Source organism: Paenibacillus anaericanus, assembly GCF_003994475.1.
In the GTDB taxonomy this organism is placed as follows: domain Bacteria; phylum Bacillota; class Bacilli; order Paenibacillales; family Paenibacillaceae; genus Fontibacillus; species Fontibacillus anaericanus.
Genome location: NZ_RZNY01000022.1, coordinates 11,922 through 35,918, shown reverse-complemented (window position 1 = coordinate 35,918; position 23,997 = coordinate 11,922). Strand labels below are relative to the sequence as shown.

13 protein-coding genes are annotated in these 23,997 nt (G+C 41.3%); 1 reads left to right on the top strand and 12 read right to left on the bottom strand.

Going from position 1 to position 23,997, the window contains the following annotated elements; genetic code table 11:
- Nucleotides 1–6: 6 nt before the first annotated feature.
- From EJP82_RS21030 to EJP82_RS21015, 4 genes are all read right to left on the bottom strand, one after another.
- Nucleotides 7–432, bottom strand: a complete 426-nt coding sequence (locus EJP82_RS21030; RefSeq protein ID WP_127194035.1) for a hypothetical protein — start codon at nucleotides 430–432, stop codon at nucleotides 7–9.
- A 156-nt stretch (nucleotides 433–588) separates the two neighbouring features.
- A complete protein-coding gene (locus EJP82_RS21025; RefSeq protein WP_127194034.1) occupies nucleotides 589–1,317 on the bottom strand; it encodes a response regulator in 729 nt (242 codons plus the stop codon).
- Nucleotides 1,318–1,321: 4 nt separating this feature from the next.
- Nucleotides 1,322–2,482 (bottom strand): sensor histidine kinase, encoded by a 1,161-nt coding sequence (locus EJP82_RS21020; RefSeq protein WP_127194033.1) that lies wholly within the window; start codon nucleotides 2,480–2,482, stop codon nucleotides 1,322–1,324.
- A gap of 50 nt (nucleotides 2,483–2,532) precedes the next feature.
- On the bottom strand, nucleotides 2,533–5,241 hold the full coding sequence (locus EJP82_RS21015) for a stalk domain-containing protein (RefSeq protein ID WP_127194032.1): 2,709 nt from the start codon (nucleotides 5,239–5,241) through the stop codon (nucleotides 2,533–2,535).
- Nucleotides 5,242–5,927: 686 nt separating this feature from the next.
- Here EJP82_RS21015 and EJP82_RS21010 point away from each other — a divergent pair.
- Nucleotides 5,928–6,608, top strand: a complete 681-nt coding sequence (locus EJP82_RS21010) for a hypothetical protein (RefSeq protein WP_127194031.1) — start codon at nucleotides 5,928–5,930, stop codon at nucleotides 6,606–6,608.
- Between the two features lie 98 nt (nucleotides 6,609–6,706).
- Here the strand turns inward: EJP82_RS21010 and EJP82_RS21005 are convergent, their stop codons facing one another.
- From EJP82_RS21005 to EJP82_RS20970, 8 genes are all read right to left on the bottom strand, one after another.
- Nucleotides 6,707–10,153, bottom strand: a complete 3,447-nt coding sequence (locus tag EJP82_RS21005) for an S-layer homology domain-containing protein (RefSeq protein ID WP_127194030.1) — start codon at nucleotides 10,151–10,153, stop codon at nucleotides 6,707–6,709.
- A 260-nt stretch (nucleotides 10,154–10,413) separates the two neighbouring features.
- A complete protein-coding gene (metK, locus tag EJP82_RS21000; protein WP_127194029.1) occupies nucleotides 10,414–11,616 on the bottom strand; it encodes a methionine adenosyltransferase in 1,203 nt (400 codons plus the stop codon).
- A gap of 229 nt (nucleotides 11,617–11,845) precedes the next feature.
- Nucleotides 11,846–12,112 (bottom strand): alpha/beta-type small acid-soluble spore protein, encoded by a 267-nt coding sequence (locus EJP82_RS20995; RefSeq protein ID WP_127194028.1) that lies wholly within the window; start codon nucleotides 12,110–12,112, stop codon nucleotides 11,846–11,848.
- Nucleotides 12,113–12,231: 119 nt separating this feature from the next.
- Nucleotides 12,232–12,768, bottom strand: a complete 537-nt coding sequence (locus EJP82_RS20990) for a hypothetical protein (protein WP_127194027.1) — start codon at nucleotides 12,766–12,768, stop codon at nucleotides 12,232–12,234.
- Between the two features lie 102 nt (nucleotides 12,769–12,870).
- On the bottom strand, nucleotides 12,871–15,420 hold the full coding sequence (locus tag EJP82_RS20985; protein ID WP_127194026.1) for a hypothetical protein: 2,550 nt from the start codon (nucleotides 15,418–15,420) through the stop codon (nucleotides 12,871–12,873).
- A gap of 352 nt (nucleotides 15,421–15,772) precedes the next feature.
- Nucleotides 15,773–18,826: an S-layer homology domain-containing protein gene (locus tag EJP82_RS20980; protein ID WP_127194025.1), complete on the bottom strand. Its 3,054-nt coding sequence runs from the start codon at nucleotides 18,824–18,826 to the stop codon at nucleotides 15,773–15,775.
- 495 nt (nucleotides 18,827–19,321) lie between these two features.
- Complete coding sequence (locus EJP82_RS20975; RefSeq protein ID WP_127194024.1) at nucleotides 19,322–19,663, bottom strand: hypothetical protein; 342 nt, start codon at nucleotides 19,661–19,663, stop codon at nucleotides 19,322–19,324.
- A 141-nt stretch (nucleotides 19,664–19,804) separates the two neighbouring features.
- Nucleotides 19,805–23,818, bottom strand: a complete 4,014-nt coding sequence (locus EJP82_RS20970) for an S-layer homology domain-containing protein (protein WP_127194023.1) — start codon at nucleotides 23,816–23,818, stop codon at nucleotides 19,805–19,807.
- Between the last annotated feature and the right edge of the window lie 179 nt (nucleotides 23,819–23,997).

Below are 23,997 nucleotides of genomic sequence, written 5' to 3'. Positions count from 1 at the left end.
TCTAACTCAGACATGGACATAAGGGATTTTGGCCGCCTCCTGTGGTACCCGAAGGTCGATATACATCGAGTTCTCTCCTTCATCAGGAGATGTGACCGCTCTCATTTCCACTTCGTCCCGCTCTTCAGTGATACCAATCACCGTCAATTCCATACCACTCATGTTCTGCATTCGCTGCATAATCGCTAGAGTATCATCTTGCGATCCTTCATCCAGTACAGTTACACGCAGAGATTCACCACGTAATCTTGCATACCATGATAGAGCCCTTAAATACCATTCCATTTGATTCTCATGATTATGAGTCACCAAAATATAATGAATCTGCTTGTTGCCCTTACGCTTGCTCCGCAAGTATCGGCTGTGAAACACGTGCACCAACACCGCAGCCAAACCATAGCCCAGCAGAATCCAACCCATGTAGGGAATCATGGAACTCACCTCCCTTAGCGACAATATATGCCGCGTAGAGGCCGTCGGTTACTGGGCTCACCTATTCCCTATCCTTCAATATCAATGGGTCCGATCTCTTGAGCTATCGCTCACCAGGATTATCATCCCTGAAAGGATGACTAATGCTCATTCAAACTATAATGTTACCCAGCCGAATTTAATGGCATTGATAACAGCCTGCGTACGATCATCCACGTCCATTTTTTGCAAAATACTACTAACATGGTTTTTAACCGTCTTCTCACTAATAAACAAATGCTCACCAATCATCTTGTTACTACGGCCTTCCGCCATCAGGCGAAGCACTTCTGCCTCACGACGTGTCAGCGGATTATTATCTCCCGCAACGAACTTCACGCCAGCCTCACGGCTCACATTCGCTTCAGCAATTGCACCCGTTTCACTCAGATATTCCATGCGACGAAGCTGCTGAATCAATTTACCCGTCACCTTCGGATGAATAAAGCCATTTCCCTCGGAAACTGTACGAATCGCATTAATGAGAGATTCTGCCTCCATATCCTTCAGTAAGTAACCTGTAGCACCTTTACGTAATGTCTCAAAAACATAACTCTCATCATCATGAATCGATAGGATAATGACCTTTATTTCTGGAAGTGTCTCGCGAAGTTGAGCCGTTGCTTCAACCCCATTTAAAATAGGCATATTAATATCCATGAGAACAATTTCCGGTAGGTGTAAACGACATCCTTCCATCACCTGAGAGCCGTCTGAACATTCCCCCACAACTTCAATATCTTCTTCCATATTCAAAATCCGCTTAAGTCCTTCACGAAATAGCTGGTGATCGTCAGCCAAGAGTACTTTGATTTTTCGTCTATTACCCAAATTAAGATTATCCATCCTATTACTCCTTTCTCTTCTCTGTATTTGTCGGGATGTGAATGACGATTTTGGTGCCCATATTCGCCGCTGATTCAATTTCCATTCTACCATCCAGTAATTCCACGCGTTCCCGCATTCCGATTAAACCAAAGTGAGAATGTTCCTTAGTCTTCAGCTCAAGTTGCTCCACTTTGAAACCGAGGCCATTATCATGAACCATGATTTTTACCATCTGAGCCTGATAAGTGATTTCTACACCAACAAATGTCGGATAGGCATGTTTGGCAGAATTGTTAAGCGCTTCTTGTATCAAACGAAACACCGCTGCCTCCATTGGCGAGGAAAGTCTAAATTCTTTACCTCTCGTCTCAAAGGTCGCCCTTATCTTTGTCTTCTCTTCAAAATCATGTACAAACTTTCGTAGTGTCGGAATTAGTCCTAGATCATCTAACGCCATTGGCCGAAGATTAAAAATGACTTTTCTCATTTCCTCCAAGCTGGAGCGAACCTGACCCTTCAAATCTATTATTTCGTCTTGTACCATCTTAAATTCCTGCTTTATGAGCATTCTTTCTACAATTTCCGTCCTAAGAACTAGATTTGCTAGCAATTGAGCTGGTCCATCGTGAATTTCCCGAGAAATCCGCTTACGTTCTTCTTCCTGTGCCAAAATAATTTTCAATCCAATAAGTTGCCGATTTTTGGCCGATTCTAGAATACGCGTGACTTGTCCAAGCTCACCAGATAAGTATTCCAGCACAACTCCCATTTGTGTCCCAATCGTCTCGGCACGTTCTACTGATTTATCAACATTTCTTGCCCTCTTCTGCAAATCATCACGCCGTGCTTTCAAATACATCTCTTTCTCACGAAAAATAAGCAGGTCGAGTTGCAACTGTGTTGCATTCTCGTAGGCCTGCTTGATATCCTCTTCCTTATACCTCACAAAGTCCCGGCTGACTTCTGTCAGCCGGATACGGGAACGCCGGTAATTCACTTCAAGTTGATCCACCTTTTCCACGGTCTCCGCAGTTTCCTTCATAACCTGCTGGAGTTCGTTGTTAAGTGACTTCAACTCATTACGTGCCGTTTCCAAAATTTCGAGTATTTGCAGTTTGCTGTTCTCCATTACGCCTACAGCATTTTTTATAACACGATCTATAGCATCCGCTTGAAAATCCACTTAACACTTCTCCATTTCCTTAAACCCCTCAATAATCTAAATTCATCATATCATGATTTAAGAGTAATGGATTTGGTTATCTTCTCCCATTTTACGTCAATTCCTAATTGTTCAGATACCAAACGTAACGGGACTAAAGTCCTGCCACCTACTATAATCGGAGCAACCGTTGCCTTTTCTGGCGATCCATTCAATAGGAAACTAGTTTTTCCAACTGTTAATTCGAGCACTACACTACCTCGTGTCACAGTAATTTTCTTCGCGACATTATCCCAGCTGGCTGCTCCTCCGAAAGAGTCTAGCACATACTTAATTGGAACATAGGTTGTGCCACCCTTCAGCAAGGGAGCAACCTCTAGACTCTGCTTCTTTCCATCCACTGACATCGATCTCTGTCCAACTGTCATTTGAACGGTAACGCTTGGAAAGCTGGAATCAACTTCCGTAGAAGGAGCCGTAAATTTTACGTTGTCAAAGGAAACGCTACCCGTCAATGACCGCTCGTCTTGACCATCCTCCAAGTTTACAAGATACAGACGTTTCAACTTAGCTGGTTGTTTAAGTCCCGCTGCAGTCAGATCCATATTAAATGTTTTCCATTCCGAGAAATCAACCATCCGTGTTAGATCTACATATACACTCTTACCGTCTGCGTCCTCAAACTCTGCTCTGAGCCAGTTCAGGCCAGAATCACCCAGTACATCGATCGACATCGCAGTTGAGCCTTCTGGAATTCCTTTCCCCGTAGTACCGTTGATCTGAGCATAAGCAAATCTATTCCCTGTACCACTTGTGAAATCATAATCTAGCTTCAACACTTTGCTATTCTCGTGACTTCCCGTGCCTTGAGCAACTGTTGCAGTTCCTTTTGTCTCAGCAGGTAATCCCGTGAACGATATCGGGTAAGTTACATTCTCAAAATTCTCCCAACTTTGCTCTGCTGATGCTGACAGAACGATTGGCGTACCGCTGAATCCATCATATTTTGGAGTGGCGTATGCTACTTTGGCACCTTTATTCACAGATTGAACTGTTAGTACACCATCTGCTACGCTTGCCTTCATACCTGTGAATTCCCATTTCAGCGATTCTGCTGGCACATCAACTTTATTTCCATTCTTCAATTCAGCCGTTACCGGTACAGAGACCGAAGTTCCCGACTCTAGTGAAGCAAATGTTGTCCCCGAGGTCAGGCTCTTGAGGTCACTACCTCCAAGCACATTCACCTTCATACTAGTCTTAGCATCGCCGCTGATCGCCGTAATTTGCGAAGTTCCTGCTTTGACTGCTTTGAAGCTATCGCCCGTCCATGTGACATTTCCATTGTCTGATTTCCAGGTAGTTTGGATTCCTGAAGTATCCATAGGGTTATAATAGTTATCATACCCTTTTAATGTATATGAAGCCGTTTGTCCTATGAGCAGGGATTGTGTACCACTCACTACAAGTCCTTTCAAGGTTCCTTGTGGGGCCGTCGTAAAGACGCCTAGTCCATTGACTACTGCCCGTTGTCCCGCTGATCCATTGGAAGTCGTGAAGGTCAACCCCGCAGTCGTCTCCGCCAGTGGACGCGTCACCATCGTTGTTGAGCCTCCGCCATCCAGCGTTAGTCCCTTCCATACCCCGATGCTCGTCATGAAGTTCTGCAGCTCTTTAAGCGTCATTCCTGAGCTATTACTATTCTTCTCAGCCGTAATGATATAGGCAGTTTTGCCATCTTGTGAGTATCCTAGAGCTGTTCTCGCCACAGGGCTACCACCGCTGATTCCCGTTGTGGAACGCGTGAAGGCCGACACTTTGCCTTGGTCAACAAGCAAGGTATGACCACCGATCATCGTCTGAAGATCAGCTGGATTAATCTCTTCTCCAGTAGTTAGCGAGCTAAGTTGATACGAAGCATCCACTCTCTGCCCAACAACCATGTGAGCTGCGATAAAATCTGCCGCCATACCATGAGCGCGAAGGATATATCCATCCGCAGGCACAGCGCTTGGAATAGGTGCCTTGATCGAGATTTGCTGGATGATACCGCCTTGCACCAGCACCTCTGTTGGTGTTGTGGCACTGGCTGTTGGCCGCTCTAATGACTTCCATGCACTAGTATAAATGAACATGTTATTCACATGACTATATGCTTGAGCTGGTTCAGTCTTATATGATTCCTGGTTAATACCCGTGAGCGGGAAAGTTGAGCCATCTTCAGCTATAACGGTACCTCCAAATGCAAAACGATCGATGATAGGTGTACCGTTGGTCTTCACCGCAAAAGCGTACATTCCCTCAAGTTGTGCTGGAGTCGTCACAACCGTACCTTGCGACACAGCTCCACCCATAGCAACGCCCATTCCAGTCGTCGCAAAGAAGTCACCGTTAACCGCTGCAACTGCACCGTTTTCTTTAGCCATACCTTCAACGGATTGTCTAGTCGTTACTTGTCCACCTTTACCTGTCATTACATTCAATTGAACATAAGGATTGGATAAATCGACTTCAATAACATCCGCGAGAACGGTTACCTGTTTCCCTGAACGTGTTGTTTTATATTGATATTTTACAAGTTTTGCTCCGGACGTAATCATTTCCTCACTTGATTTGAGCGTTTGATCCGCTGCAGCCTGAGCAGTAGAGGTGTATCCTCCAAACCATTCAAGACTTACTACAGGCTGAATCCATATCAGTCCGGCCAAACTTACTAGGACTAGTTTTTTCCCCTTACCTACCACAAAGCGAGACAACTTCTTTTCTTTTTTGACTACCATAGTGATTTATAACTCTCCCATCTTATGTAGAAATTCTATCGCATCTCTCTACTCTTAAATCTAGCACATACTTAATAGACTACAAAAATCCAGAAAAGTTACGAAAATAGACTAGATTTATGTAATCCGTCCCTTTTTCACCAAATAGAGAAGGATTCGGTGCGCCCCTCCAACAGTTGTATAAAGTACAATTAAATTCGGCGATAATGCTCTGCCACTAATTTTAGTTGCACAAACTACATCTATTTACTGGAAAAACCCCACTTTTCGCCGATCCCTCACTTTTAAATGTACTTAATGCAACTACTTCCTTCTCCCTTACCCTTGCTTCTAAATAAGTGCACTTTCTGCAACTATTCTGTTGTATAGTTATGGAATCTAGTGTTACATGATGCGACTGTGGAATTTTGCCTTTGCTGTCTACTCTATCGTGGGAATTAGTGAGCATCTTTTGCAGGTCTGTGTTGGGTTGAATTTGACCTTGCGGCTTATACTCTAATCTACCAAATCCGTTTAACACCGCTAGCTCACTTGGAAGTATTTTGGTATAATTTGTGTATATCAGTGACGAAGAACGTCCTACCATCTAATGATGAGTGGGGCGTTTTTGCGTATGGTAGCGTTAAGTTGCCAGACCAACAACACTTCTCATTCATCAACTAATGAGGTTAAGGAGTGGAATAGGAATGGCCAAAGCCAATTTTGAGGAAGAGCATCAACTTTTTCTTAGACAGCATTTGAATCTCCGTTCAGGAGAGAGAAGAGGACGACTTGAGCGCGGACACAACCACGGAGAAATCCTGTTTCTAAAAAACGTGTGGTGGCCCATCTATGAGAACTTCAATGGATTACATCCCGAATATGAGATTGCGGATTGGCGCGGTCGATCTTATTTCGGGGACTTTGCTTATTTGAAGGGACTATTGAAATTTATTATTGAAATTAAAGGGTATGGCCCCCATGTGCGCGATATGGATCGCAAAAAATACTGCGACGAGTTAAACCGAGAATTGTTCCTCCAGTGTACTGGTTATCGTGTGGTCTCATTCGCTTATGATGATGTATGCGATCGGCCAGAGCTTTGTAGAACCCTACTTCAAATGCTGTTCAATCGCTATCTGGTGCTAGAGCAACCTACCCAGCGTTCTACGATATCTGAGAATGAAGTCATTCGCATGGCGCTATCCCAAGCTCAGTCACTTACTCCGAAGAGAGTAGCCAGCCATTTCGGTATCAATTACCGAACCGCTGTCCGACTTCTTCATTCGCTATGTACCAAAGGATGGCTACGTCCAATTGCCACCGGAGGTGGGGAACGAATCCATCGCTACGAACTACAACGAGGAGCATGGGAATTCATCGAATAGATTTTACCTCTATCCATTTTTATACAAAAAAGGGTGTCACTCCAGTAGATTCGTTATCTACTGGAGCGACACCACTAGCCCTATTTTCTAATAGAGACCTACAAGTAATCTAGTTTGTCCAAAACACGTTTCAGCATGACTGCTGCTTGAGCGCGAGTTGCGTTACCTTGTGGTTGGAACGTATTCGCAGTCATCCCTTGAATAATACCTTCTTTGACAGCTTTAGCAACTGTCTCTTTAGATTGGATCTTAGCACCGTCCTTGAATTTCGTTAAAACTTGAGCGCTCGACCCATTCAGAGAAATGTTATGACCGGCATAATCCATTGCACGTACCATCATTAGTGCCATCTGCTCCCGAGTAATGTTACTACCCGGTTTAAACGTTCCATCAGTATTTCCAGTGATGATCCCCGCCTTAGCTGCCGCTCCAATGTAAGCTGCATTCGTCCCTGATGTTACATCTGAAAAGCGATTGGCACTTGATGCATCTCCCACAAGGCCAAGTCCCTTTGTAATAAATATTGCGAACTCTGCACGTGTAATATTTTTGTCAGGTTCAAACTTATTGTCCGAGCGTGCGTCCACAATCAGCTTGCTGCTTAATTCGGTAATATCAGCCTTGGCCCAATGCTTAGCCGTATCAGAGAAGTAACTATATCCCGTTGCAGGTCCCACAATAGAATTACCGTTTACTTTCCCACTGAAAACTAAAGAACTTCCATTACCTGCAGCCTTCCCTGGCACAAAGGAAGCTGTCCGTGCGGCCAGATCATATTTCATAAGATACACATACATACTAGATGGTGATGTTGCGGCCTTGAAATAAATCTGGCCTGTATGCGCCACATCCACTGCGTTTTGCACAGCCGTTTCATTGTAAGCTGATACGTAAATCTGGACTGGATCCGTAATCGGAGCCGTTGTCACGATATTGCTATAGTTCAAACTCGATATTTGAGCTTTCATTATTGGTTCAATTTGTATCGTAATATAAGCAGAAGTCAGAGAGCTTGCGCTTAATGCACGGGATATTTCTGAATATGGTATTTTCTCAATCGGCAGGTCATACATCACATTATTGTATTTTACTGCGAAAGAGCCTGTTTTCCCACTACTATACATAGTCATCAACGCATTCATCGGGATCACGACTTCAGCCGCTTTCTCAGTAGAAGGAACTTCGAACACAATTCTCTTGCTCGCGATATTATTGTCGGTTAAATACTTAAAGGCTGCCTGGAACTTGTCGTTATCTATCACGTACTTCTTCATGTTTAAACCATACCGGGATTGGCTACTAGATGCCTGCGCCGTGTTTAAGTTCAACAGATATCCTCCAACGCCAAAATCCACCGTCGGCATCGCCGTCAAATAATCTGGTTGAACGCCGTTGACCGTTGTAGTCGTGCCACCTGTTAAGTTTTGTACCTGCAAATTGCTGAAGCTCTTTATGATATTGCCGAGACTATCATAGAGAGGTGCAGCTCCCGTCATATAAGATAAATCAATAACCTGGCCTTTAGCTACTGCCGAAGATAGTTTAAGCGTTACCGTATTTCCACTAATCGTAGCGGATTGCAGTCCCCGATTTACTTTATCTACATTTACGTAAAACTGATTCGCCGGTAGATAAGATAAGGTTCTTAAAGTGGAATTGAATGTGATTGTTAGCGTATCTCCCGTAATTGTTGCTGAGCGGATCCCTTCTATCACGGTATTATAAGTTATTGGTTGCAGATTGATATACCCCGCCATATTTCCATTTAAATCAGCAATTCCGCCAATCCCCGATACATAGGATAAAGTAACATTTTGGTCTTTCGTAAACGAAGAAGCCAATGTTAGTATGACCTGATTAGATGCGATCTCCACAGCCGTCACATATACAGGCGCGTTGTTCACAAGTACTGAAAATTGACTTTTTAACGGAAGTGGGCTAATTCTCAGTGCTTCATCATAAGTCATTATAATTTTGTTACCTGAGCCTTCTACTCCTTTGAAGACAGGTGCTACAGTATCATACGTATTACGTACAAAATAATCACTGAATGCCGCTATTTCCATTCCCCGATAATCCACTAGTGGATAGGAGCCTGGTGAATATGATACTTTAACTACTTCCCCATTTGAAATAGAGTTGGATAAATATAAGGTAATCCTATCTCCATTGTGTGAAAGACTACTGATCCCTTTCGAGTTACCGTCTGCGGTAACCGTAAATTGCTCATAAGCATAAGTGGAAGGGCTTTTTATAGATTCACTAAAATATAAAGTTACCGAAGTACTTGTCGCAGAGCCCTCCTTGGGTCTAGGCATAACGGAGTCTACTCCGTTCGTAACCACTTTACTAGAAAAGGTAGCTGCTGCGTTTCCGTACACATCCTGAATAGCCTGACTTCCACTGCCTGTGTAGCTGATCTTGATGTCTTGCCCAACAGCTACCCCTGTCTCCATATAAATGTAGACAATCTCACCTGATGCAGAAGCACTGCTAATACGGCGCGTCTCACCATTCACAGTTACTGTGAAGCTAGAGGTTGATAAATAGTTCGTATAGTTAAGTGTTTCATTGTATAGCAACCGAATTGCCGTATTGCTGTACATCGTCGCACTTTGAAGCACTGGAGCCGTCTTGTCAGGCGCTTCTGTCTGGAAACTCCAACTATTGCTTCCACTTAATCCTGCATAATAGAGATAAGGGTTCTCTGCATCGTAAATTCCATTACTCGCAATCTCAATATAATAGCTTGTACCTCTCTCCAGATTACTGGTAGGTGAGATCGTTACAGTATTTGAGCTAACGGACACACTTATCGGGATGTTAACGCCACTACCAGTCTTCCTAAGTGTAATTCCACCATTCGCCAGACTAGCATTCAATTTAACGTTACGATTAAACTTGATGATTGGATCTACGCTAATACTATTATTGGTGCTACCCTTCGATGGATTGAAAGCAGTTTGCGTCAACGCCGTTGTCGACGAACTAGCCGTCGTGAAGGACCAGGTCAATGCCGCTGAAGTCACACCATTCTCTCCATTTCCAACTCCACCACTGATAAAGGTTCCTTCTGGAATTGTAATATAGTATTTCGTTCCGTATAGCAAAATAGACGGTGGAGTCAAAATAACCGAATTGGCATATACGGATTGGGTTACGGTTACATCCATCTTTTCGGTATACCCTGACATATCTCTAGAAATTGTGAATATTTGCTGCTTATTAGGGTTTGTTCGTATCTGCTTATTTGCAAACTTTACTTCTAGCTTGGTGTCGATCGGAACATATTGACTCCCCTCAGCAGGACTGACAATCAAATCTGAGCTCCCCAGCGCAGCAAGCAAACCACGATTTAGCGACGAAATCCCCGGGATCATAGATACCGCTGATGAGACATCCTTTAGCTCAGTACCTGTAGTAACAGTTGCACTAAGCTCCGTTGCATCCGTAGCCCCCTTAGCTCCAGACGCACCGACCATCGTTCCCAGCAATGTATTCACCGCCAGTATCATGACGATTAGTATTGAAATCTTCTTCTTCATTAATTTTTCCCCTCTCCGCTAACCATTCACTCATTTCAATCTATGTATCACCGCAACTCGGCTATCTACACACCTATACTTATTAACGGCAATAAGCGCCCCCAAGTTTAGATCACAGTGAGATTTATATAGTGATGATTGAACCTAATCTTGACGCTTCTTAACAATTCCAACTCTATAGCAGGAAGAGAACCAACAAAATACAAAAAACCGATATCCTGCCCTCAAAGAGGGATGGATATCGGTTTTTAATTCAACTATTACAAACCTGCTTGCGTCTTCAGTTCATCAGCCTTGTCCACTTGTTCCCAAGGAAGATCAATGTCTGTACGACCAAAGTGACCATATGCCGCTGTTTGGCGATAGATTGGGCGACGTAGATCTAGCATGCGGATAATTCCCGCCGGGCGTAGATCGAAGTTCTCACGAATGAGTTCTACAAGTTTCTCTTCCGATACTTTACCTGTACCATAGGTATCTACGTTAATCGATACTGGAGTAGCGACACCAATAGCATATGCCAATTGGATTTCAACTTTATCCGCTAGTCCTGCAGCGACAAGATTCTTCGCAACATAACGTGCCGCATAGGCAGCTGAACGGTCTACCTTTGTCGGATCCTTACCGGAGAATGCGCCTCCGCCATGACGTGCGTAACCACCATATGTATCCACGATGATCTTACGTCCTGTCAAACCTGCATCGCCTTGAGGTCCGCCGATTACGAAGCGTCCTGTTGGATTGATATAATATTTAGTCTCTCCGTCTAGCAGTTCTGCTGGAACAACGGGGAGAATTACATGCTCTTTAATATCTCGTTGGATTTGTTCCAACGTAATTTCTTCGGCATGCTGTGTTGATACAACAATCGTATCGACACGCTTAGGCTTACCATCAATGTATTCAATCGTCACCTGTGTTTTACCATCGGGACGAAGATAATCCAAAGTACCATCTTTACGCACTTCTGAGAGACGACGCGCAATACGATGTGATAGTGCAATTGGTAGTGGCATCAATTCAGGTGTCTCGTTCGTAGCAAATCCGAACATCAAACCTTGATCTCCTGCACCGATATCTGCTGTTTCTTTATCCATTTGAGCCGGATCCCTGCTCTCAAGCGCTGCATTTACACCTTGAGCAATATCCGCCGACTGCTCGTTGAGCGATGATAGCACTGCACAAGTGTCGGAATCGAAGCCGTATTTAGCTCGAGTATAACCGATCTCTTTCACCGTTCTTCGTACGATTGCTGGAATATCAACATATTCCGAATTTGTACTGATCTCACCGATTACGAGTACAAGCCCAGTAGCAACTGCCACCTCACAAGCTACACGAGCGTTAGGATCGTTCGCCAAAAATGCGTCAAGAACCGCATCGGAGATTTGGTCGCAAATTTTATCCGGATGTCCTTCAGTTACGGACTCAGAAGTAAATAAGTGTCGTCCTTGTATAGACATAAACAGTCAACCTCCCCATATGGATAGTATGGCAAAAGCCTAATTATCCAATACTATAAATACTCCATCAATTAAGTGGAACAATTAGGATTGAGATCCAAAATGGTCTCCGATCAAAAAATGAACCTTTTCCAGAGCGGAAAAGGTTGATTTGACAATCCTTAAAAGTCATATTAACTTATTTGACAACTCATGTCAAAATAATCTAGGTATTTTAATAAAAATTTGATTAAAAAAGTCCTTCTTGAGCCTTAGCTACCAAGCGTTTCGTAATTTCTCCACCAACAGATCCGTTCTCACGGGAAGTCAGATGTCCCCAGCTACCTCCTCTGCTCATGCCAGTTCCCATTGCACCTAGTTCACCAGCAAACTCAGTGTCAGCTGATCCTATACCTGCTCCACCGATTGCTAATCCAAACTCTGCAGCAATTTCATACTTCCATTGATTCAGTACGTGACGACTTTCCGGAATAATTTTACGATTGCTACTTGCCATAATACTTACACCTCCTGAAGTAGTTGCGTTTCAGGAATAGTATGTGTTCGACTGATTGGATTACCCGTATTAATGTTTGTTACTTATGGAAAAACATATCACTTATATGCTTAAATCCATTACTTAATTTGGTATCCGCCTCGTACAATGACAATAAGGTTGTAAGTATTGCCTTCCTTCACTTGTATACCTCTTCCCTCTTTAGGGAATAGCAACAAATGGTTATTAGTTACTGCATCGCCGCCTACAATATCTTTTCCATCGGTCAGATCTGCTACACCATTCTTATCTTCACTATATACAACGGCTTTACCTGAACGAACAATAAACTCAGTGCCTCCTGAAGCTACTAAAATCTTACCCGGTTTCACTTCAACAATCTTCATTTCTGTAGCCGCAGAGGAATCGCTGTTCCCACCTGTAGAAGGCGTTGTTGGTGCTGTTGGCGCCGTAGGGGTTGTTGTACTACCTCCACCACCTTTAATAGCTTGCTGAATTTGCTGATCCACATAACTCTTCGTCACGACCGGATCATCGGCTGTACCTGGTTGGTTAGTTACTCCTGCTCCTTCTGCCTTCAAGTTAGCTAGCGATCCTGCCCAGACACCACCACCGATCAATACAACTGCAGCAGCCACTTTCCACGTTCTCTTCATGATGTTCCTCCTCTATGAGTCTATTACTATCTATGATAGTGGTTTTACTAGGTTTGAACAAGCAAAAATCCCTACTAGAGGGATTTTTGCTTTGAGCATTTATCAATCGTTTTTGAATAAGTTTGAATTATCGTAATATGCTGCCTGAGAGGCAATCTTTGTTTTCTCTCCTTGATACGAATCGTAAATGGAGAATTGGAATCCTCCAGATCTTGAAGTCGCGAAAATTGGATCATTTATTACATATGAGAAGCTTTGATTGCCGCCTACAATAAAGTCTTTTTCCAGCTCGATTTCTTTCTCAAATCTAGCCCCACTGGAATCAGTTACTTCAAGAATAAATTTATGCTTGAACTCTCCCATATCAAACGTCAAATCACGTTTCAGATCGTACTTCATCTTAACTTCTAATCCTGATGAGTTCGTACGTCCTTCGATTTCTTTGATACTTAACGTGTACGGGAATAATTCAACATCTTTCAAAGTACTCTTAATATCCCGGCTATCCAGATTAAGCTCCATTGCTGATGCATTTACAAAGCCTGTTGGCTTACCTTCCAGCTCAGTAAATTTGTTTTCTGTGATACTCTCGCCCACAACCAAATTCCAATTTGAAACACTTGTGCCCTTCGGTACTTTGGATGAGAACGATACAATACTTGCCGACTGAGGACCTACAGTATGTTTCACCTGATTGACGTCAGCTTTATAGTACTGTCCATCTTCTGTTTGGAAGTATCCAGTAAGAAGAGAAAGGTTACTTTGCTTGTTTTCCAAGTTCTTCATAATCAGTTCGGTATAAATAATATCACTTGTAGTGCCCTTGTAGAGATAGGTTTTGCGAGTTTGTAGATCCGACTTTTTGCCTGATGTATCCAGATTATTATATGAACCATCAGCTACCAATTTAATATCACTCGTCTTACCATAGTTCGAGAACATAATCCAGTTACTGGTTTTATCAGTTCCCGTTTTTTGGAGTAACTGAATCTGTAATTGTGAGAAGTTCAAGCTTGCCGGAACATTGGCTACCACGTAAACACTCGTTTTCTCCCCTGGTCCAAGAATCTGAGTCGTATTACTATTCACTAATTGTACTGTACTATTAAGCGAGGTTAAATCCATTTTATATGCTCCTACAAACTCAGGAAGTTTAGCCGCTTTGGTACCTTTATTAGTAATAGTTATTTTAGTAGATAACAAGTTCCCGTCGTTCCATGGAAGCTTTTGAACACTCTCGAGAGTTACTCCATAGACACCATCATTATTCTTAATCACCCGTTCTTGGCCTACAGCGTGCTGCATTTCTGTAAACTCTGGCAAGCTATAAACTGCAACAGGGTAACTATTAGTTGATGCAGCTGGGGTTGTCGATTTATCCGGCGGAGTCTGAGATGAACTTGTTGGTGTTTTCAAAATCAGGTCCATCTCTTCTGCGTTTGCAATGACCGGTAGTGTACCATCAACCGATATCATTTGCTCGTCACCAGGCTCCAGTGACAATCCATCTAATCCACTTGCTACTAGTGGATACGACTTAGAACCCGTGTGAATTTCAAACGAATAGTTTGGTACTGTAATCGTCTTATCTCCCTTATTTACTAAAGCAAATTGTATGGACAGATCACTTTTTCCGAAGCTTTGGTTTCTAGATATACTTTCTATTCTAGTTGCTATGTTATTACTATCGATTTTCAATATTTTCTCTTTATTAACAGCAGTTTTTGTACTTTCTCCTTTTTTGGTCCCCAAACTTAGAGACGCAACTGGAATATCGCTTTTTAATGTTTCATCATTTTGAACAAACAAGAGTTGTAGATTATTTAAATTCACACTCTTGGGGATTTTGGCAATTAAATTTAACGTTTTACTCTCTTGAGGTAAAATTTGATAACTGTTACTTGATGAATCGGCCGTTAAGGCATATGCGGTTCCGCCTGCTGTTTGAACAACATATTTTAAGTTCGGGTTCTCCAAAGTTTTAGAGCCAGCATTTTGTAAGTATAAAGCAACATTAACGTAATTATGGTCCCCTAATCCTAGCACACTGACCGAGCTAACCTTTGCATTTACTGTAAGATCATTTATCGTTAACTTTTGCGTCGTATTTACAGGTGTAGCTACCGCGTAACTGGATGGAATACTAATGCTACCTAATGTCTTTTCGTAACCTGCTACGCCAAAGTCCCATTTGACAATCTGGAAGTTCAGGTCGCTATATTTCAGATTTTTAGAAATTTGAGTAGTGTAGGTAACACTAACCGAAGATCCCGCTACCACCTTCTTCTTCTCCTTATCTGCTCCCATAGCGCTTACACTATACACTGTACCTGATTTCGTTTTGATTTTCGTCCAATAATCAATTAATGACAAGCTTTTACTGTCATTGTTCTGATAAGTTAGAGTGTACGTCAATATACTTCCATCATTTTGAGTCAAAATATTAACATTGCTTAACTTTACGGTACTCTTACTCGTAATCTTGACTGCTTTCAAATCATTTAGCGTCTTCACCGTTGTTTGCTTCTGCGTCTTTGTTGTTGTCGTTTTAGTTTGTGTCTTGGCTGCTGCGGCATCCACGGGACCTACGGCACTTTGGCCGATCAGAGCAGCCACAGCTAATGACGCTACAACCAATTTTGCTTTACTCAAGTTCAAACCTCCTAATAGAAATATAGTCGTATATATTATATACGCATTAAATCAAAAAAAGTTTAGCAATAGAATATGATCTGAGGACGAAAGAACAAAAACGAGAAAGCTGATATGAATTATGTCTAAACAAAGTTTACGTATTAATCTTACGAATCAAATGAGCTTCGTAATTGTATAATTAGGCATCGAAATGCCTTAAGCTGCGCATATAAATATAGCATCTTCCATTTCCTTAACTTTCTTTTAATCAATACAACAAATCCCGGTACCTCAGCGGTACCGGGATTGCTATTACATTTTTCAGGAGTCTATTGCAGAGCCCTCCTAATGCACATCTTTTTTTACTGTATTAACGAAGGTTTTGGTAAATACCACCTTGGTCATAATCAGCATATGCATTTTTGTCTGCTGTGTTGTCAATGATGGCTTTCAACTCTTGGTTGGATGCACCATTCAAAGCTACACGAACAGCTTGAGAATTAGTGATTTGAGCTTCTGATCTGAATACTACTGTAAGAACGCTACCGCCGTTACTAGTTACAGAAGTAGTAGTTTTAGCATCACCATCAATTTTTACCTTCACAATACTTTCAGCTACGTTTGCATTAGCTACTACGATGTTGTCATTACCGTTAAGAGTAACAGTATATTCGTAATAAGTTGCGCTGGTTGCTGTATCAGTTTTTGCAACACCTGCAGAAACTGTGAATCTTTCATTCAAATCTGGTTTGATTTCGTCCTTCAAAGGAGTACCAACTACATTTCCAGCAGTATCAAGGTAAGTTTGGATTGGTGTACCTTGAGCATCACGTGAAGATGGATTTGCTACAACAAAGAATTTAGCACCAATCAAATGAGCAGGCAATTTATTGCTATCTTCAAACTTCAATGTAACTGTAGTTTGATCCGCACTCAATTCTGCACTACTTGGGTAGTAATTTCTTTCGCTATCGTTAAGACCCTGAGCTTTCACATAGAAATCACTCAGAACTGCGGAAGATAATTTACCTTCCAATTTAATTTTAACTTCTTCACGAGTAGTTGCTTTAACGCTTTCGATTTTGATGAAGTTGTACGAGCTAATATCTTTTGTCAGAGTGTAGCTACCGCTACTTGATTTCAGATAGTTGCCATCAATGTCTTGGATCAATGTAGCTGTAATTGGGTTATTTCCAGCATCCAAGTTCAAAGAATTTTTCGTGCTCTTCAGACGAATAGTGTCGCCTGCAACAAAGTCAATATCGAAGTCTTTCAAGGATTTACCATTGATTTGGTATTTCTCTCCAATGTTAGCAGCGCCATCACCAGATGTTTTTACAGCTGTTTTAAATTGTACATAGACAACTGTTTCATTACCATCTTTCTTGGACCAAGCGCGAGCAATTGCGTCACCTACGGTTTGTTTAGCAGTGAACGTTGCTTTGTAAGGAAGCATAGTGTTGGCAACATAAGCAGTATCAACTACGCCAGCTACTTCCAAAGTGTAGTCACCAGCATCCAATTTGGAACCAAGGTATACAGTTACTTTATTTTTGTCAGTATCGTATTTAGGAGTCAAGAACGGATGACCGTCTTTGTCCAACCCATTTGCGCTCACTACTTTACCATTTTTGTCTTTGATAGTGTAGTTTGCTTTCTTTTCAGCAGAATCTGTTGTTACTTTTTTGCTGTATTCAACAGTCAATTCATGGTATCCAGTAGTATCAGCTTGATCAGCGGATACTTTCGTTACTGTAGGACGCTCTATATCCAATGTTGGGTTAACTTTAGCTTCGCGGTTAGCTTTGTTACCGCTGTAGTCAGTTACACCTTCAATGTATACAGTGTTCTCAGAAAGATTCAGTGGTTGTGTGAAAGTTACGACGAGTTTGTTGTCTCTCTTCGTGATTTTTCCACTGTTACCGGAAACATTATGGTACACTTTTTCAACCGATTTAATAGTTTCATTAAATTCGATTTCCAATTCTCTCAGATCATTCGATTTGATAGAAACTACTTCTGGAGCAGATGTATCTTCGGCGATTGTGAAGGATTGCTCTACAGGAGCAATTTTCAGACCCGAATAATCACGGACGTTGCTGACAGTCAACTTATGATCTCCCTTAGGAAGAGTCACGTTGATTATAGCTACGTTTGGATAAGAGTACTCAACGAATCCACCCACTGTAACGCCATCCACTTTATAATTACTGGAAGCATATACGTCAGATTTCAGAACTGGTTCACTGAATACTACCTTGAACGCACTAGTTCCCAAGCCAACGATTTCCTTGATTTCTGGGATCTTCACGTCAACTGGTGTGAATTTCACAGTTTGCTCAATAGTTTTGGATTTGTCAAAGTTTTGAACATTTTTAACTTTGACTTCAGTTTCTTTTTGGTTAGTCAGCGTGGAAGTTTCCTCCAACAAGACAGTTGCTGTTTTGTTATCAGATGACAAGGATACACTGTCAACCGTTTGATCTTTTACTTCATAGTTGTTTTTATTTCCTGCAGACTTCTTATCTACAGTACCGTCAAATACAACTACGATTTCTTTCAAGTTGCTCGCGGAAACAGAATCCACTTTTTGAGCAGTGTCTACTTTCCAGATAACTTTATGAGTATAATCATGGCCATTTTGAGTGAATTTCACTTCAGTTTCTTTGTTTGCTTCAAGAGCTTTTTCCAAAGTTACTTTTACAACTTCTTTGTTGGAAAGTGTGAACTCAACAACTTTACCTGCTTCAGATACTTCATAAGAAGCTACAGTTGGAACTTGGTTAGCTTCGTAGATTGCATAAGCTGCTACAACTGCTTGAGCGCGAGTAGCGTTAGCTTGATAGTTAATTCCTGCTTCTAGGTAGCCGGCTTTAACTGCTGCTTCTACATAACCTTTAGCCCATTCAGTAGCTGTGTTGTTAGTTTCTGCAGGAACTTCAAGTTTCAATGCAGCAACCAAAACTTTAGCCAATTCTTGAACTGTTACGTTACCAGTTGGATCGAACAATTTCTTCTCAAGGTTCTTACCTTCTAGAATACCAGCTTGAGTAGCTGCTTCGATGAAAGGAGCTGCCCAGTGGGATGCAGTGTAGTTCTTGTCTTTGTAAGTAGCTACGCCAGTAACTGGTTCCAAGTTGATCGATTTAACGATAACCTTCGCCAATTCAGCGCGAGTAATAGATTTGTCAAGACCTGCAGTTTGATCTGGATACCCAGTAACGATACCTGCGTCTTTCAATACGTTAAATTGTTGTTCAGGTGATAACTTAGCGTCAGCACCGAATGCTACAGATGCAAACATTGAGAATGCCATTGCTGTAGACAAAGCTACGGATAAAATTTTCTTCATAACCTTTTTTTCTCCTCCTTGAATAACTTTCATATGAGAGTTTTCTTTAAATGAATAGCTCGTGTTACTCATTAGCCATTGCACCCCCTTTCTAGAGCTTGAGCGGTTTCCTATAAATTAGGTCTGCGACAATATCGCAGAAACTTGTAAACAAACACAAAGATAGAAATGCAGAAATAGAATAGTTTCCTAATCCTACCTAAATCATTATACAATGAGTCCCAAGAGCCGTAAAGCTAATTTTTCTAATTGATAGACATTTTTACCCATAAGGAACATCTTGGAATGTCTGATCTAGCCCTCAATTTCACTGTTCTACATCTTAAACGCAGTAGAATTCAAAAAGTTGCGGTATTTCGAAAATAAATTGCGAGATTGTAACCTTTTCTAAGCTTACCCTCAATTTCAACTTATTTACTCCCCTACCTACTGACGGGAATTAGTATAACACGCCTGAATATGTCAGTCATTAAGCAGCTTTTACCAATTCAATACCCTTAACCTATGTTAGTTAAACACAAATAAGACGTCCACATGGACGTCTTATTTGTCAATTATATAAGAATCTTATCTTACCTTCATAGCTAACTGAATGATACGTGCACGCATTTGTGGATCAGTATCCAATTTAGCGTACATGTCCTCAATTGCCTGCTTATTGTCTTTATAAGTCTTCTCATGCTTCATCGTGACGTGTGACCAGTCAACTAATTCGTTCTCAGCCGCGCGCAATTCGTTAAATGCATCATGGAAACCCGTTTCTATAACAAGACCTTCCATAACTTCTTGACTCACTTCTTGAAGCTTAGCTGTTTCTTCGATTCTCTTCTCCAAAATCTTAGATCTATCCTCAAATTTATTCTTTGCTTTCATATAACCTAATTGCGCTTTTGATAAGATCGGTTTCATCTGCTAATATCCACCCTTTTGCGAAAATGTCTATTACTTTAAACATTGTACCGTAATGTCCAGCAAATTACAAAACTATGTGATAAAAAGAAAGAGAACCCTTCCCGCAAAACGCTTGCGGACAAGGGTTCTCTCAAGTAATTAACTAAAATTCTTAGGGAAGATGTTCGTACTCTTCTTCAATAATTCTACTGCGATCTTACCGGCTTCCGCCCGAGTCATGTTGCTATCCGGATTGAAGTTGTAAGAAGGCTTCTTAGCTCCAGGCAAGGTAACTGAACTGCCCGACATGATTTTAGCCTTTGTTACTGCTTGAACAGCCGGAAGTGCATAATAATCAATTTTCCCTGAATCTATAAAGGATTTCACCATACCGTCTTTCAATTTCTGGTCGTTCAAAGAAAGCTTCAATTTAAGAGCGCGAGCAATCATGACCGCTGCATCCTGTCTTGAAATCGGCATGTTAGGTGAGAAGAATCCTTCCGTACGCCCAGTGATAATCCCAGCTCTCGCTGCTGTCTCTAAATGTACGAAATTCCAAGTTACTGTTCCTGAACCCGCAGGGACATCAAAGAAGGTTTGTTGTTCGTCTTTAATCAGAGGTAAATTCAATCCCTTTACAAGAAGTGATGCAAATTCACCACGAGTTGTTTGGTCATCCGCACCAAAGGCGTCCACTCGTAAATGCTCCATGATGCCTTTAGAATAGAGTGCATTCAATATGTTTCTTGCCCAAGGATGATTCGTGATGTCCGTATAGCTCTTACTCAATTTCATAACTGTATAGTAACCAAACTTATCAAAAGGAACTGTAATCGTGTGAGCCTTCGTATTTACTTCTCCTGCAACGGGCTCCCACTTACCGTAACCTCCAGCATCCACAAATCTATATACAGTTACTAAAGTTCCTGCTTCATCAACAACATTTGAATCATATGACAACTTTAAAGTCCCGCGTTGAGAAGGAACTACCTCACGCTCTTTCTCAAATGCTGTGAATATCCCTTCAGTTGAATAAGGTGACAGTCCATTCGTTGCTGGCTTATAGCCATTCAAATCTCCCCGATCACCTAATTCACCGACACCCCCACTTATCCAGTAAATATCAGAAACACGCGTGAAATTATACGTATTTTCTTTAGAATTAAACCGGCTTGGGTAAATCGCTGGGATAAGATATCCATTATTTACTTCTGAATTATCGTTAATGAGCACACCGTAATCATTGCGGCGCTCAACTACACCATCCTTCGGATCCGCAATACCGAACAAAAACTTTGTGTCTGGATAAAACTTTGTGATCTGGTCACTATTTGGAACTGCTGATTGTAGAATAGTCGTTTTCGGGAATGATAGTTCTAACTTCTTATTAAATACACTGTATTTATTGCTTGGTTTCTCGGCCATGTATTGTGCGTCAATTCCTACAGTTGAAGTGTAGTATACTTCAATCGTGGCATTAATAGTGGAATTTCCACGTACAATTTGTATCTTAATCTTGTTAAGTTTATCTGGCTTTAAGCCTACATAGTCATAAGTAAATCGATTTTGTTTATCTGGTTCCGTACGCCGGAGTGCCTCGTCTTTACCGATTATAACTTTTGTAGCACCTTCCGCTTCAATATCAAAACGAATAAAGTTCTTATTAACTACGTATTGCCCTCCAACCGTCGGTTGCGGAGCAAGTAGGCGATATGGTGCCATTTCTCTAGTTATTTCTAACCTTTGATTCGTACGTGCACCCGTAGAATTAATCAATTCTAGATTATATACATGTGTGCCAGGTGATTCAAATTTGAAATTATGAACGCGGATCAAGAAATCTTTATCGTTACCGATAATATCGTAAGTGTATTTACCATCGCCAGTTGTTTTGGTGCCTTCCTCGTAACCTGTACCACTTGCTTCTGGTATCTCAATCGTAAGTATCTTGTCCGAACCCAGGTACAAATTAACAAACCTAGTCCCATTACCCCGGATCAGTAGATCATATTGTTCCTCGCTAGTTGTATACTTATCATCAGCAAATTTAAACTCTGTTGGTAATTCAAGAATCTGTGAAATTATTTTTTCTGTTTCTACAGTTCTCGGATCAGCGCTAAAATCTATCCAACTTGGGAATTCTACACGCTTTTGGTTAAATGCCTCTGCTGGAGGAACTTTACCCGGATGAAATTGGGTAATTAATGATACATTTTCATCAATTATATAAATCCGAAGCACCTTACTAATAACCTGCTTATTACCTGCTGCGTCTATGGAAACGCCTCTAAATTCAATTTTATTCTCTCCAGCTACAAGCGGTCCAGTAGATGATATAAATAAAGAGAGATCAAATGTTCTCTTCGCATTAATATCACCTAATTTAACTTTTGATCCATGCTCACTAGTCAATTGGTCCCCATCGAGCCCATTTATAAAATATTGCGCCGATACGATGTTATCAAATCCTATATACTCACCAGAAATAACAAAATCCTTTTGTCCACCTTTTGAATTATACGGGTAAGTTTGTCCATCACTTAAGTTGTTTACATTAATGTAACTCTTAGTTGCGTAAGAGATAGTAGCCGTATAAGGAGTTGAATCTGCATACTGGAAACTTACCTTTTGCTCACCACTAGAAAAGTTAGTGACTTTATATATATACGTATTAGCCTTGGCGGTAGTTCCCTCTTTGGCTTCGCCTTTATATTCGATTTCTACATTCTTCGCCCCTAGAGGCAAGTACTTACCAAGCAAATCTGCAACAGTAGCGGGCGCAGAATTTGTTTGTACCATAATATAAAAATCACTCTTATCAACCCGAGCATTATTTAATGATACTTGGCTGAACTTAGTTATATCCCCATTGAGAGTTTCAGCATAGTCTGGAAGATACTTCATATCAGTAATGGATATATTATTATCATCCAGATGAAACTTGGCGGTATAGGATGTGCTATTCTTCCATGAAGTTCGTGTACCATCTTTATCGCCATAATTAACCTTAATTACAGGAGTTTGCGTCGAATTAACAACACCATTTACATCTGTTGTAAAAACGAAAGAAGGAATCTCGAAGGTCACTAATCGATAAGCAGGACCTTGGATATCTTCAATGATTACTTCATTTGTTGAATCTTTCACTGTAAACTTTCCTGAAGTATCGTAAAGATTCGGATCAAGCATTTTAATTGTAGGAGTAACATCAACATCGTTAACCGTTACTTGACTATTCGCGGCATCAAAAGGAACAGTATCATAAGGTACCAACAGTTGCACATAGAGTTTGGCACTTGTTAAGTCCTTCTTCAAGGTTGGATACTTGTCCAACAGTTTGTGTTCAGTTGTACCATCATGTACATAAAGATCAATAAACGGCTTATCTTCTGTAAAATAATATACGTCTCGTGTAATTTGAATTGAATCAGATGCATTTGAGAACGTAATATCCAATTTATTCAGACCTGGTGACAATCTAAGTGGGGGAGATGCCAATGTATTATTATAAATCTCCGATGATAGTGGAGTCCCGCCATTAACTGTTACTGTTGCTTTTGTTGTATTAAAAGCCTCACCAAGCAGAGAGATCTGAGAATTTTTCACCACTGCTCTGGTTCCTTCATTCAGATTGATATCTGAGAGGAATCCACTTCCAGAGATGGACAACTTGGTGACATAAGGAATCTTATCGTAAAGTACGTAGAAGGTTTCTGAGCCCTCAGCGTTACCAAACTTCCCGCTGAACGTAATTCGGTTCAAACCCGGGAATAACGTTAGATTAGATGCCATAAATCGATTCTCATTACTAGGGTCCTTCAGAACTGTACCAGGCGCAGAATGCACTCGATCAGCGGTCCATTTTTTTGTTAATGGATCCCAAGTTAGCAAATCGACCTGAGCTTTCAAGGTATCTCCAGATACCTTGGAATAAGTCCCGTTAATTTCTATAGTCGAATTGTTAGTGGCATATACACTGGTTCTTAGGCTGGTATTCGGATCTAATCCATCCACAACCATGTTAGCTGTCTTACGGATATCTAGAATATCCGGACTAAAGTAGGTTGTCCCGTTAGTTGCTGCCTCAGCAGTATTTAACAAACCTACTGGAAACAACGTAATAATCAGGGATAGCAAGGTTAGCCATATAAACGGCTTCTTAATTCGTTGCATGTGATAATCTCTCCTTTTTGAGTTGGATTCTAGTAGCCCCCGTAATTAACAAGACGGAAACCGTCCAAAAGTTTCACTTAGATTTGTTATCGGACAAAATGCCCCAAATTTTTAGTGAAAACGCAAAAACCTCCCGAACAATTATCAGAAGGTTGTATCTCAGCTACTAGAACACGCCA

Excerpts from the sequence above, each read along its gene's own strand:
- EJP82_RS20975 (WP_127194024.1), bottom strand. The coding sequence starts at position 19,663 with ATGAAACCGATCTTATCAAAAGCGCAATTAGGTTATATGAAAGCAAAG.
- EJP82_RS20995 (WP_127194028.1), bottom strand. The coding sequence starts at position 12,112 with ATGGCAAGTAGCAATCGTAAAATTATTCCGGAAAGTCGTCACGTACTG.
- EJP82_RS20990 (WP_127194027.1), bottom strand. The coding sequence starts at position 12,768 with ATGAAGAGAACGTGGAAAGTGGCTGCTGCAGTTGTATTGATCGGTGGT.
- EJP82_RS21010 (WP_127194031.1), top strand. The coding sequence starts at position 5,928 with ATGGCCAAAGCCAATTTTGAGGAAGAGCATCAACTTTTTCTTAGACAG.
- EJP82_RS21005 (WP_127194030.1), bottom strand. The coding sequence starts at position 10,153 with ATGAAGAAGAAGATTTCAATACTAATCGTCATGATACTGGCGGTGAAT.
- EJP82_RS20970 (WP_127194023.1), bottom strand. The coding sequence starts at position 23,818 with ATGCAACGAATTAAGAAGCCGTTTATATGGCTAACCTTGCTATCCCTG.
- EJP82_RS20980 (WP_127194025.1), bottom strand. The coding sequence starts at position 18,826 with ATGAGTAACACGAGCTATTCATTTAAAGAAAACTCTCATATGAAAGTT.
- EJP82_RS21030 (WP_127194035.1), bottom strand. The coding sequence starts at position 432 with ATGATTCCCTACATGGGTTGGATTCTGCTGGGCTATGGTTTGGCTGCG.
- EJP82_RS21015 (WP_127194032.1), bottom strand. The coding sequence starts at position 5,241 with ATGGTAGTCAAAAAAGAAAAGAAGTTGTCTCGCTTTGTGGTAGGTAAG.
- metK (WP_127194029.1), bottom strand. The coding sequence starts at position 11,616 with ATGTCTATACAAGGACGACACTTATTTACTTCTGAGTCCGTAACTGAA.
- EJP82_RS21025 (WP_127194034.1), bottom strand. The coding sequence starts at position 1,317 with ATGGATAATCTTAATTTGGGTAATAGACGAAAAATCAAAGTACTCTTG.